Annotated in this window: 7 protein-coding genes and 5 pseudogenes; 6 read left to right on the top strand and 6 right to left on the bottom strand. The window is 53.8% G+C overall.

Annotation, left to right across the window (positions count from 1 at the left end; all coding sequences use genetic code 11):
- Positions 1-132, top strand: a pseudogene (locus tag QZ506_RS08115) (IS5/IS1182 family transposase); the annotation flags it as partial.
- A gap of 56 nt (positions 133-188) precedes the next feature.
- On the opposite strand, the pseudogene QZ506_RS08110 reads toward QZ506_RS08115, so the two are convergent.
- Positions 189-1,061, bottom strand: a pseudogene (locus tag QZ506_RS08110) (efflux RND transporter permease subunit); the annotation flags it as partial.
- A 176-nt stretch (positions 1,062-1,237) separates the two neighbouring features.
- Positions 1,238-2,005: a pimeloyl-ACP methyl ester esterase BioH gene (bioH, locus tag QZ506_RS08105; protein ID WP_291970282.1), complete on the bottom strand. Its 768-nt coding sequence runs from the start codon at positions 2,003-2,005 to the stop codon at positions 1,238-1,240.
- A gap of 46 nt (positions 2,006-2,051) precedes the next feature.
- On the opposite strand from bioH, the pseudogene gntX reads away from it, so the two are divergent.
- Positions 2,052-2,750 (top strand): annotated as a pseudogene (gene gntX / locus QZ506_RS08100) (DNA utilization protein GntX).
- Positions 2,751-2,856: 106 nt separating this feature from the next.
- The gene (gene nfuA / locus QZ506_RS08095; protein WP_291970280.1) at positions 2,857-3,432 is read left to right on the top strand and encodes a Fe-S biogenesis protein NfuA; all 576 of its coding nucleotides are present in this window, start codon (positions 2,857-2,859) and stop codon (positions 3,430-3,432) included.
- Positions 3,433-3,484: 52 nt separating this feature from the next.
- Here the strand turns inward: nfuA and malQ are convergent, their stop codons facing one another.
- The 4 genes and pseudogenes from malQ to glpG form a co-directional block, all read right to left on the bottom strand.
- Positions 3,485-5,590 (bottom strand): 4-alpha-glucanotransferase, encoded by a 2,106-nt coding sequence (gene malQ, locus QZ506_RS08090; protein ID WP_291970278.1) that lies wholly within the window; start codon positions 5,588-5,590, stop codon positions 3,485-3,487.
- Positions 5,591-5,600: 10 nt separating this feature from the next.
- Positions 5,601-8,009, bottom strand: a pseudogene (malP, locus tag QZ506_RS08085) (maltodextrin phosphorylase).
- A 43-nt stretch (positions 8,010-8,052) separates the two neighbouring features.
- The gene (locus QZ506_RS08080; RefSeq protein ID WP_291970277.1) at positions 8,053-8,811 is read right to left on the bottom strand and encodes a DeoR/GlpR family transcriptional regulator; all 759 of its coding nucleotides are present in this window, start codon (positions 8,809-8,811) and stop codon (positions 8,053-8,055) included.
- Positions 8,812-8,905: 94 nt separating this feature from the next.
- On the bottom strand, positions 8,906-9,733 hold the full coding sequence (gene glpG / locus QZ506_RS08075) for a rhomboid family intramembrane serine protease GlpG (protein ID WP_291970275.1): 828 nt from the start codon (positions 9,731-9,733) through the stop codon (positions 8,906-8,908).
- A gap of 245 nt (positions 9,734-9,978) precedes the next feature.
- Here glpG and QZ506_RS08070 point away from each other — a divergent pair, with 245 nt between their 5' ends.
- From QZ506_RS08070 to QZ506_RS08060, 3 genes and pseudogenes are all read left to right on the top strand, one after another.
- The gene (locus tag QZ506_RS08070; protein WP_291970273.1) at positions 9,979-11,181 is read left to right on the top strand and encodes a PfkB family carbohydrate kinase; all 1,203 of its coding nucleotides are present in this window, start codon (positions 9,979-9,981) and stop codon (positions 11,179-11,181) included.
- Positions 11,182-11,228: 47 nt separating this feature from the next.
- Positions 11,229-12,152, top strand: coding sequence for a dihydrodipicolinate synthase family protein (locus QZ506_RS08065; RefSeq protein WP_291970271.1), 924 nt, complete (start codon positions 11,229-11,231; stop codon positions 12,150-12,152).
- A gap of 73 nt (positions 12,153-12,225) precedes the next feature.
- A pseudogene (locus tag QZ506_RS08060) lies at positions 12,226-12,771 on the top strand (MFS transporter); the annotation flags it as partial.
- Positions 12,772-12,911 lie beyond the last annotated feature (140 nt).

The raw sequence follows: 12,911 nt of genomic DNA, 5'->3' as shown, positions 1-12,911 counted from the left end.
TTCAAAAGGCTTCTGGGTGGTCATCTAAGTCTGAGAGACTACGATGCTCAGGTTGGTGAAGCCATGGCCATGGTCAAAGCGCTTAACCGGATCACGCTATCAGGAATGCCGAACAGTATTCGCATCACGTAACAATCGACCAGTATGGGGCGCAGTCGTTACAAGTTCTGATTTATTCAACAAAGCCGTTTGATACCAATCCCGGAGGCAGGCTGACCGTTGAAGCGGCTCAGCGAATCGTAGTTTTCTGCCCCCAGTTCAATCTTCGCCACGTCGCCCAGCGTCACCGCTGAGCCATCCTGATTCACACGCAGGGTAATGGCGCGGAATTGCTCGGGCGTCTGCAACAGTGAGCGCGCGTTTACGGTGGCATTAAGTGACTGATAGTCTACAGATGGCGTACCGCCGACCTGACCGACCGACACCTGACTGTTTTGCGACTGAATGGCGCTCACCACATCGCTGGCCGTCAGGGAAAAGGATTTGAGTTTGGACGGATCGAGCCAGATGCGCATGGCATACTGCGAACCGAAAATATCGACGCTGCCCACCCCGTTGATGCGGCTAAGCGGTTCTTGTACATTACTGGCAACGTAGTCAGAGATATCCTGTTTCTCCATGCTGCCGTCTGTCGAGACGAAGGCGATCATCAGGATATTGGTGTCTCCCGTCTTGTTGACGGTAACCCCTTGTTGTTGCACATCCTGCGGCAATTTTCGCATCGCGGATTGCAACTGGTTCTGCACCTGCTGTCGGGCGTTATCCGGATCGGTGCCCACATCAAAACTTAAGGTAATGCTTGTCTGACCGGAGCTGCTTTGCGATGACATGTACATCAGATGATCGAGCACGGTCATGCTCTGCTCGATAATCTGCGTCACGGTGTTTTCCATAGTCTGCTCAGAAGCGCCCGGATAGGAAGCGGTGATACGCACATTAGACGGTGCCAAATCGGGGTATTGCTCAACCGCCAACGATGCGATCGCCATCATGCCACCCAGACTCAGCAGGATGGCCAGTACCCAGGCAAAGACCGGGCGATCAATAAAAAAATTCGCCATCGAAACAACGCTCCTTCAGACTATTTTATACGTGGCGCATATTTTTGATTATTTATAGGTATCTTAAATAACGCACTACTTTACCCTGTCATCACACGCAACATAGTGGAGAAAATGAGGAGAATATGTAAATTAACGTTGGTGACACATTTTTTGTGTCTTTACTCAACAGAGCGTTAGACACCAGCAAACGCGCAAACCGTTTCGGCGAAAGCATCAGGGTGGGAAATAAACGGTGAATGCGCCGCTTGCGCCATCACCACGGAATCACTATCAGGCCAGCGTTCATCAAGCAGGCTCGCCACTTTACGCGGTACCAACCCATCCAGCGCCCCGTAAATACGCAGCATCGGCAGCATCAACGACGCCATCGCCTCGCGCATGTCGGTCTGGCGCAAAATATCCAAGCCCCCTTCAAGCACCTCAATGCTAGGCATCGGCTGCTCCAGCACCACACTTTTTAGCAGGCGCGCATCCTGACGCGCACTGTCTGTGCCCAGCGTTTGCAATGCCAGAAACCGTTCCATGGTGCGCTGAAAATCTTCGCTAAGCTGCTGCTGAAAACCCTGTAACACCGTAGGTTTAATTCCGGGCCACTCCTCGTTGGCGCTGAAACAGGGGGAGGAGGCGACCGTGACCAAAGCACTGACACGCGCAGGCGCACTGAGTGCCGCCTGACTGGCAACCAGTCCGCCCAGCGACCATCCCAACCAGGCAGCCTGCTCGGGTGCCTGTGCCAGCACGATATCAGCCATGTCAGCAAGCGGTAACGCTCCATATCCCACACTACGGCCATAACCGGGGAGATCCACACAGTGCAGTCGAAAATGCGGAGCCAATCGCGTCGCAATACCCTGCCATACCTGCGCGTTCAGCCCCCATCCGTGCAGCAACACAAGATCACATTTCCCTTCCCCTTCAGTGTGCCAGTAGAGCGTTGTCATCAATTATCTTCCTGCTAGTCGTTCGATATTTTGTTGCGAGGCTACTATGTTAACCATCGGCGCTAACTGCTGGCTATGCCAACAACCGCTTTATCATTACCACCACGGTATTTGCCGCTATTGTCAGCGCCATCTTCCAGCTCCGCCAGTATGCTGCCCGCGCTGCGGGTTACCCTCCGGCAATGCCACGTTGCCGTGCTTCCGCTGCCTGTATCGCCCGCCATGCTGGCACAGCCTGACGTTTTTCTCCGATTACCGTCCACCGTTCACCACGCTATTGAAACAGTTCAAATTCCACGGGCGCATCGAACTAGTGCAGGTACTCGCGCGACAGATGTTACTGCGCTGGCTTAACGTATATCGTCTTGATCCTGAACGCATTGAGAAACCCGATGTACTGCTCACCGTGCCGCTGCACCGCCGTCAGCGCTAGCGGCGCGGCTTCAATCAAACCGAGTTACTGGCCCAGCCTTTGGCACGTTGGCTACGCTGTCGCTATCATCCACATGCGCTCAGGCGTGTGCGTAATACACCCCTGCAACAGCACCTGTTCGCCTCTGAGCGGCGCTACAACCTGCGTCATGCGTTTGCTTGCGACCAGGATCTCTCCGGGCTGCGGGTGGCGCTAGTGGATGACGTGGTGACCACCGGCAATACTGTGACAGAGATCTGCCGCGTTTTACAGGCACAGGGTGTCGCGCATATTCAGGTGTGGTGCCTGTGCCGCACGCTGCTCGATGCGTGAGCGCCTTTGTTGCCATAAATGGCATTTACCGTGAATGAATTGGAGTTAACGCCACGATGGGCGTATTATGACCGATAAGCGTAGTCAACTATTGAGTTAACCCACTATGATCCGTATTACCGACTCTGCACAAGACCACTTTGTCAAACTGCTGGTAGCACAAGAAGAAGGTACACAAATTCGCGTCTTCGTTATCAATCCGGGCACGCCTAACGCTGAGTGTGGCGTTTCCTATTGTCCGCCGGATGCGGTGGAAGCTTCCGACACTGAACTGAAGTTCGAGAAACTTTCCGCCTACGTGGATGAACTGAGTGCACCTTACCTAGAAGATGCTGAAATCGACTTCGTTACCGATCAGTTGGGCTCTCAACTGACGCTGAAAGCGCCTAACGCAAAAATGCGCAAAGTGGGTGACGATGCGCCGTTGATGGAACGCGTGGAGTATGTGCTGCAATCCCAGATCAACCCTCAGTTGGCCGGGCACGGTGGTCGTATAACGCTGATGGAAATCACCGATGATGGCTTGGCTATCCTGCAATTCGGCGGCGGTTGCAACGGCTGTTCAATGGTCGATTACACGCTGAAAGAAGGGATCGAGAAAGAGCTGCTAGAGAAATTCCCTGAGCTGAAAGGCGTGCGCGATTTGACAGAGCACCAGCGCGGCGAACATTCATACTATTGATCCACTGATAGCCATACTCCCCACGTCCCCGTGGGGAGCAAACCTCAACCCATCAACGCTCACTGGCTCCACTCGCCGTTTCAGGTGGCAACGCCAAACCACGTCGTAGATCGAGATCGCGAATCAAACGTTCCAGGTGACGATCACTGAATATTGATGTCACCGTTCTGCTTAGCTTGCGCCGCCAGTTAGGGTATTCCCGCGTGGTGCCGGGAATATTGACCGGTGTTGCCATATCCAGCCAATCTTCGAGTTGCAACCCCAGCAAGGCACTGCGGCTGTCCGCTAGGTAACGCTGCACACCACGGCTCAGTTGCGTACCCATCGCGGTTAACGCCGCATTGCTCCCTACGCGCTGCGGTAATAGCTGATACTGATGCAGCGCATCAAGCAATCCCTGCTTGGCGTTGTCACGCTGTTCCATCTGCTGCTGCAACGTGGGCTCATCGGGATAAAGGCCCAGTTCTTTGCCCAATGACAGATCTACGTTTTGCCAAAAGCCGCGCAACGTGGGCAGATCGTGTGTGGTAATCGTCGCCATCGACTGGCGCGGATAGTCGAGTGGAGCCCGAAAGTGATTGTGCTCATCCTGTTCAAAAAACAGCACCTTGTAAGAGTAAACGCCGCTGTCGCGCAGTTTATCCACAATCTCGGCCGGTACCGTCCCCAGATCTTCACCCACGACCAGACAACGCTGGCGTTGGCTCTCCAGCGCCAGCACAGCCAGTAAATCATCCAGCGGATAATGTACATAGGCGCCGTGCGTAGCGGGCTCGGCTTTGGGTATCCACCACAGGCGCAGCAGCCCCATCACGTGGTCGATACGCAATGCGCCACAGTGCGCCATGTTGCTGCGCAGCACATCGATAAACGGCTGATATCCCTGCGCCTGCATCACGAGTGGGTTCATCGGTGGCAGCGACCAGTTTTGCCCCTGCGGCCTCAGCGGGTCGGGCGGCGCACCGATGGCGGCCTCCAAGCAGTAGAACCGACGCTCATCCCAAGTTTCCGCGCCGCCCTGCGCCACGCCCACGGCCATGTCCCGGTATAGGCAAATAGGCATCCCGAGCTTTTTACTGTGCGCAAAACACTCAGCCAGTTGCTCGCTAGCCACCCATTGCATCCAGCAGTAAAACGCAATCTCGTGCTCATTTTCCTGACAAAACGTTTTCACCGTGTCGCCATGAACATCGTGATAACGCGTTGGCCACTGCTGCCAATCGCCATAATTCTCCCCCTGACGTTTGAGCCAGGTTTGCAACGCATCAAAGGTGGCTTGTCGTTGCAGGCTTTGCCCACCGCTGACCACAAATTGACGAAATGCGCTGACGCGCGGATCGAGCACACTGCGCGTCTTGAAGAAGTCGTATGCCAGCCGCAATGCGGCCAGTTTTTGCGCCATCACACCGCTGTAGTCAACCCAGCGTCCGGCACGCAATGCCGCGAGTTGCCGCTGTGTGTCATCCTGTCGCCACCAGGCTTGCGCCTCTTTGCTCTGTTGAAAATCATCAATACGGTTGACGTTGATATAAATGATGTTCAACCAGTGACGAGAAGAGGGGCTGTAAGGACTGGCAACCTCGGGGTCGGCAGGATAAAGCGCATGCAGTGGATTCACGCCGATAAAGGCGCCGCCGCGTCGTGCCACTTGCTCTACCAGTTGGCGCAGATCGCCGAAATCGCCAATCCCCCAATTATCCTGCGAGCGCAGCGTATAAAGCTGCACGTTAACGCCCCACCAGCGTTTCCCTTGGGTTAAGGGCTCCGGCTCATAGCCACGCTGCGGTGCAACAATCACGCGGCAGGTCCAGCGCTGTTCACCGCGCATCAATATCAGTTCGTGATACCCCAGTGGTAAAGCATCCGGCAGCAGCAGTTCACTACCTCCCGTTACGTTGCCCTGAACCTGCCCCCCGTTTTCATACATCAGCGTCCAACCAAACTCGCCGTCGCCTGAGAGGGGAATTAGCGCCGCCTTGCCCTGACGAAAAACCCGAACCGAAGGCAGCAGTGCGTTTTCGCAACCGCTCGTCGCCATCATGGCCAACAGTTGTTTTTTCACCGCAACATCGACAAGGTGCGTTTTACCGTATGCATCAGTATAGGTATCGGCAACGCCGACAGGAGCGAACTTCGGGTTATCTACCTTGAATGACATCTTCCTTTCCTCAACTGCGCGCGTGCCAGATGCGCGTCTGATAATAATGAATCGCCCGATCGGCACTGAAAAAACCCATTCGCGCGGTATTCAGCACACACCGTCGCGTCCATTCCTCCGTTTCACGATACAGCGCATCCACACTCTGCTGCGCCTGTCAATAGGACGCAAAATCGGCCAACAACAGATAGGGGTCGCCCTTATCCAGCTGGCTTTCAAGCAACGGCGCAAACGCCGTTTTGTCGCAGTGGCTAAACGCGCCGCTGCCCAGTTCATCCAGCAATGGAGTCAACTGCGGCACCTGCTTGAGCACCACACCAGGATCGTAACCCTGTGACAGCACGCTTTTAACCTCATCCACCGTATGCCCGAAAATAAACAGGTTTTCTTCCCCTACTTCCTGCGCCATTTCCACATTGGCACCGTCCAGCGTCCCCACTGTCAGCGCACCGTTTAATGCCAGCTTCATGTTCCCGGTGCCTGAGGCCTCTTTCCCAGCGGTGGAGATTTGCTCCGACACACCGGCAGCGGGAATGGTTCGTTCCGCCAGCGACACACGATAATCTGGAATAAACAGTATACGCAAACGATCTCTGACATGCTTATCCCGATTAATCTTCTCCGATACGCTGTTAATGGCGTAGATAATATTTTTTGCCAGCACATATCCAGGTGCAGCCTTAGCCCCGAATAAAAAGACGCGCGGAACTATATCCAGATGCGGGTTATCACGCAATTGGCGGTAAAGTGAAAGAATATGGAGCAAATTCAGATGCTGGCGTTTGTACTCATGCAAGCGTTTGATCTGCAATTCAAACAGGGCGTGATGGTCCAGTTTTATCCCCAGATTCTGGCTTACCCAGTTTGTCAGATTTTCTTTATTTTGCTGCTTGATGGCGCGATAACGCGCCCGAAACGCACTGTCATCGGCGTAAGGTTCGAGCGCACGCAAGACGGGTAAATCCGTGGCCCAGGCCGTGCCAACCGTTTCATCCATCAGTGCCGATAGCGCCGGATTACACTGTTTTAGCCAGCGGCGTGGCGTAATACCATTCGTCACGTTATGAAATTTTTGCGGCCAAAGCTGGCGATATTCTGGAAAAAGATCGCTCACAACCAGACGCGAATGCAGTGCTGCCACCCCGTTAACGGCAAAGCAGACCACCACGCACAGGTTTGCCATGCGCACCTGATGCTGATAGCGAATGGCAACATGCGGCCAGATATGCTTTGCCTGTGACCCCCACTGTTGTTCCACCTGCGCTTTGAAGTGTGTATCAATGGTGTTAATAAGATCAAAATGGCGGGGTAGAAGGCGACGGAACAAGCCATCATGCCAGCGCTCAAGCGCTTCTTGCATCAACGTATGGTTGGTATAGGCAAACATACGTTGGGTGATACCCCACGCCTCGTTCCAATCCAGATGATGTTCATCCAGTAACACGCGCAACAATTCCGGAATAGCCAGCGTCGGGTGCCTGTCATTGAGTTGAATCACCTCCCACTCTGGCAGCGCTGACGACGTCCGCCCAGCCTTAAGGTGTCTCCGCACAATGTCCGCGATGGCGCAGGCACACTGAAAATATTGCTGCATCAGGCGCAGACGCCGACCGGCGGCATGGTTGTCATTCGGATAAAGCACTTTCGTCAGGCTCGCCGCTGACACACCGGCGCGCTCCGCGTCCAGATAGCGTCCGGCGTTGAATGTTGTGAGATCAAAAGGTGTTTCTGCGGTAGAGTGCCAGAGCCGCAACACCTGTACCACGCCATTTTGATAGCCCATCACCGGCACATCGCGTGCCTTACCGCGAAAATAAAAGGCGGGTTGCCATTTTTCAACCTCTCCATCGCGCTGTTCGATAGCGCCACCGAAACCGACCTTCACGCTCAGTTCAGGCTGCGGTCGTCCCCAAGGGTAAGCATCGCGCTGCCAGTCATAAGGATACTCATGCTGCTGGCAGGCCTCGAAACGTTGGCGAAACAGGCAGTATTGATAGTCCAGCCCGTAGCCCATCGCCGGTTGCACCACCGTCGCCATCGCATCCAGAAAACAGGAGGCCAGACGCCCTAACCCCCCGTTACCCAATGCCTGGTCAGTCTCGCCTTCCAGCACATCGCTGAGGTTAAGTCCCTGCTCTGTCAGCACCGCTGCCACGGCGGAGTGCCATCCCAGGTTAATCAGGTTATTGCCGGTGAGACGACCCGGTAAAAATTCCATGGAGAGGTAGTTAACATGACGGCCTAGCGGCGAATCGGGAGGGGTTATCGGATGAGCGGCAAGCTGCTCCGCCAGCGCAGTACTGACAACATGCCACTGCTGTTGGGCGCTGAGGCAGGTCAGCGCCGCCACGCCATAGTGTTGTCGTTGGCGGTGCAATGCAGCAATAAACAGCGTGTGGTTGAATGACAGCTTTCCCATCGTACCTCTCCCCTGTTATCAATCAGAAAAAGGCACGTCTGGCTCAGCACAACTCCAACTGCACCTTATGTTGTTCAATGATTTTCATTACGATGGGTGGTGGTAGTTGATCGGTAAAAAGATAGTCGATCAGGTCCATGTTGCCCAGATTCACCATCGCATTGCGACCGAATTTAGAGTGGTCGGTGGCCAGCATAACGCAGCGGGAATTCTCGATAATTGCCCGTTTGGTGCGCACTTCATGGTAGTCAAACTCCAGCAAGGAGCCATCCATGTCAATGCCGCTGATGCCGAGGATGCCAAAATCCAGACGAAACTGAGAAATGAAATCCAGCGTCGCCTCCCCCATAATGCCGCCGTCTCGGGTGCGCACTTCGCCGCCTGCCAGAATCAACCTGCAATCCTCTTTTCCCATCAACAGCGTCGCCACATTCAGGTTGTTGGTTACGACCCGTAGATCCTTATGTTGCAACAGCGCATAGGCAACCGCTTCTGGCGTTGTCCCGATATCTATAAACAGCGTAGCACCGTCCGGGATTTGGTTGGCGACTTTACGTGCAATACGTGCTTTTTCATCTGACCACATCATCTTGCGATCATTGTAAGCCGTATTCACCGAGCTGGAAGGCAGTGCCGCACCGCCGTGGTGGCGATGGATCTTGTTCTGCTCCGCCAGATCGTTAAGATCCCGGCGAATCGTTTGCGGGCTGACCGAAAAATGTTCTACCAAGTCTTCGGTACTGACATATCCCTGCCGACGCACCAGTTCAATGATGGCGTCGTGCCGCTGTGTTTGCCTCACGTTGTTCCCCTAAAACAGATTTCCACTCAACCCTCTGGTTGAGACTTCTCTGTGCTGCTGGCAACGCTCACCCCGTAATGCTACCGGGTTGCGATCATGCTTTTTTCTGCTGCGTATCCCAAAAAGCCAGCACCAACCCAATAACCAGACCCACGACGTGCGCGGCATTAGCAATGCGTAGACCTAAAATATCGAAATATCCGGCAATCAACCACAACAATGCGAAGGCCATCAATCCGCGCTGCATGAACAACGGGCCCGACGGCACGCGTTCACCGTATAGCCAGACGTAGCCCATCAAGGCGTACACCACGCCGGACAAGCCCCCGAAATAGATGCCGCTGAAGAATGATTGTATCCAGCCGCTGGCAACCGCAGAGAGCAGCGCCAAGGTCAGTAGCTTGCGCGTCCCCAAAATTTTCTCTACCGGCCCGCCCAGATACCACCACCACATCAGGTTAAACAAAATATGCAGCAAGGAGAAATGCAGGAAAGCGTGGCTGAACCAGCGCCATATCTGGCCTCGTTGTCCTGCGTCTGGGTAAGGGAGCCATATCATGGCACGATCGTTACCGAATATCGTCATCCACAGATAAACGACAATGCAGGTAACCATCACACCCAGCGTCAGCGGGCCGGCGCGCTGCTGTAACGTCTGCAAATAAGAGAAACGCGCATAGCGCAGGGGCGAAGAGGTTGATCCCGCCTGCCAACTGGCCGCTTGATAACGCGGATGCATCGGATCCTGAATGAACACCTCAAGCGCCTGTTGTACTTCAGTCAACCGCGCCTCATCGTCCAGCCAGAGTTCCGCTTCCTGCCCAGAGAAGCGTAACTCCAGTTGAATATTCTGCGTTTGCATATAATCGACAAACGCCTGTGCCAAGCGTGGCTGAGATAAGGCTGTTAGGCGAATTGCCATCGTGGTTTATCCGTTAGCAAATTGATTTGTCATAAAAATATCACATCGTTTTATTAAGAGGGTTGAAATATTGTTCTGATAAACTTGCTGTCTACCCTGACGCCCACGCCACGAACATCGCTGTCGCTGGCAATTCGTTATACATCAACCACATACACACTTCCGTTTTGCCCATTATCCTATGACGATAGTCACTTTTTAACCATAGCCGCTCCTTTAGGCTCATATCCAGCAGCGAGGTGACCATGTTCCTAGAAGAAAGACGTAATAAAATTCTGGCTTATTTAACCAAACACGAACGTGCAAGTGTTGATTATCTGGCCACCGCATTTGCCGTGAGCAAAGAGACGATCCGCAGCGACCTGAACGAGTTTGTGCGCTTGAATCTGGTTCAGCGCTGCTACGGAGGTGCCATTATTGTGCGGCGCAGTTTGCAGTCTGAGTTGATTGCTCCCCGCAGTAAAAATTTTGAAGTGCTGCTCAAGCGACTGGAAAAGCAGACCCTGCATCAAACCAGCAAACAGAAAGGAAACAAGATGAACGGAAAGGTGTGTATTTTAGGATCGTTCAACGTCGATATCGTCGCCAAGGTGGCGCGTTTTCCCAAAGGCTGCGAATCGATCATTGCGCAGGGCAGCGCCCTCGGCCCCGGCGGTAAAGAAGCCAATCAGGCGATGGCCGCCAGTCGGGGAGGTTCACAGGTCTATTTTGTCACCAAGGTAGGCACCGATCAGTTCAGCCAGTTTGCCTACGACCATCTGTCGTCATCGGATATTCACGCGTTCAAACTGTATCAATCCGATACGGAACCCACTGGCAACTCCATCATTTATGTCTCACAGCAAAACGGCGAGAACATGATCGCCATTTATCCCGGCGCCAACCAGACCATCACCGATGATGAAGTGGCAGCCATCGCACCGGAATTAACCACGTCAGACGTGCTGTTGGTGCAGTTGGAGAATAACTTTTCCGTCACCCTGAACGTCATCAAGCTGGCGCATGCGCTGGGCAAAAAAGTGATCCTCAATCCGGCTCCCTACCCCAGCGAGATACTGCCCTATCTGGATTATCTGGACGTGATCACGCCTAACGAAACAGAAGCGTCACTGCTATCGGGTATCGACATTCAGGATTTTGACAGCACCAAAGAAGCCGCACTGAAAATCGCACGTATGGGTGCCAAGCGCGTCATCATTACCATGGGATCGCGCGGTGTGCTGCTGTATGACGGCCACCAGTCCCAACACATTCCGGCGCTCGGTGTGGATACCACTGGCGCAGGAGATGCCTTTAACGGTGCCTTTGCCGCCGCACTAGCCAACGGGCAAAGCATGGTGCAGGCCGCGACCTATGCCTCCGCCTTTGCTTCCCTAGCGGTCGAGCGGGAAGGTGCATCAAACATGCGAGAACATCAACAGGTTATCGCACGTTTATCACAACGTTAATGCCTGCGTGCCTGCGCCCGCACAGTCTGTATTCTGAGAAATAAAAAATGAAAAAAATCGATGGTATCGTCCCTGTCATGCCTACACCGTTCACCGAACAGAACGACGTAGACTATCCCGGCCTAGCCAACCTGATTGACTGGTATCTGGAAAACAAGGTCGATGCGCTGTTTGCCGTATGCCAGTCCAGTGAAATGCAATTCCTGACGCTGGAAGAACGCGTGGCGGTGGCCCGTTTCGTTGTCGACCATGTGAAAGGCCGCGTGCCAGTGATCGCCTCCGGTCACATCAGTGACGACCTCGGTGCACAAATCGAAGAGCTGTTTGCCATGGCGAAAACCTGCATTGATGCTCTGGTGCTGGTGGCTAACCACCTCGATCCGCAGAAAACCGGCAGTGACATCTTCTTCAGTACGCTGAACAGTCTTCTGGATGCGCTGCCGGAATCGCTGCCGCTGGTTCTGTATGAGTGCCCGGCGCCGTATCGTCGCCTGCTGAGTGACGAAGAGCTAACTTACTGTGCTAACACCGGCCGTTTCGTGGTGCTGAAAGACGTAAGCTGCGATTTGGACACCGTAACCCGCCGCGTCAAACTGGTGCAGGACACCCCGCTTAATATCATCAACGCCAATGCCGCCATTGCCTTCCCGGCAATGAAAGCGGGCTCGCGCGGTTTCAGCGGCGTGTTCACCAAGTTCCACCCAGAACTGTACGTGTGGCTGTATCACCACCATCAGGAAAACCCCGCGCTGGCAGATGAACTGGCCGATTCCCTGTCACTGTCTGCCGTTACTGAAACGCTGGGCTATCCGAAAAACGCCAAAATTTACCATCAACGCCACGGCACCTTTGACAGCATTCACTGCCGGGTAAACAAGGATGACGTGCTGGAGAAATTCTGGGGATTGACCGTGATCCTCGACCAGATTCGCCACGGCACCGCGCATTATCAGAAAAAAATTGCGCAATAAAAAATAACAACAACGAGCGGGAACACCTCGTGATTCCCGCGATGAAAAATAAAAAAACCAGGAGATTTTCAGCATGATCGTATGTGACCAACGTGATTGGGCGCAAGAACAGCACGGCACGCCCTGCATCCTACAACAACGTCCTTACAGCCAGACTCACGGCGAATCGTTTATTCGCAGATTCCTCTCAGCCTGCTCACGGAAAATAAATAAAATGAAAGAGACAACATCGTTATCTCAACCTGCTGCTGTTACACCACCAATGCAAAAAATATCCCGTTTACGTTGGAGTATTATTCTGGTGTTGCTGATCGCAGCCGTGGTGAACTACCTCGGCCGCGCCAACATCAGCATCGCCAACACCACGATTTCCAAAGAGTTCGGCTTTAGCGCCACCCAGATGTGCCTGCTACTTTCGGCCTTTTTGTGGCCCTATGCGCTCGCCAACCTGCCTGCGGGCTGGCTGGTTGATAAATTCGGGCCAAAAAAAATGTTTTCCTGGGCTCTCGGCCTGTGGTAAGGGTTCACCATTCTCGCGGGTTTCGTTAACGGCTATTCGATGTTCTATGGCCTGCGCATGATGCTGGGCATCTCTGAATCACCGTTTTTTACCTCTGGCGGCTTTGTTGAATAAATAGATATTATGCTGCGTAGCCATAAAGGCTGCGGATTCCCTTGACGTAAAATCAGTATGTTAAATCCAGAGCGTGGTGATGCATCCCGGAGCGATCAGCATTTTAATCCAAAACAGGCGTGTCA

The organism is Candidatus Symbiopectobacterium sp., from assembly GCF_020054415.1.
GTDB lineage: Bacteria > Pseudomonadota > Gammaproteobacteria > Enterobacterales > Enterobacteriaceae > Symbiopectobacterium.
Note: the sequence above shows the minus strand (reverse complement) of the source record. Positions and strands in the feature narration are given on the sequence as shown.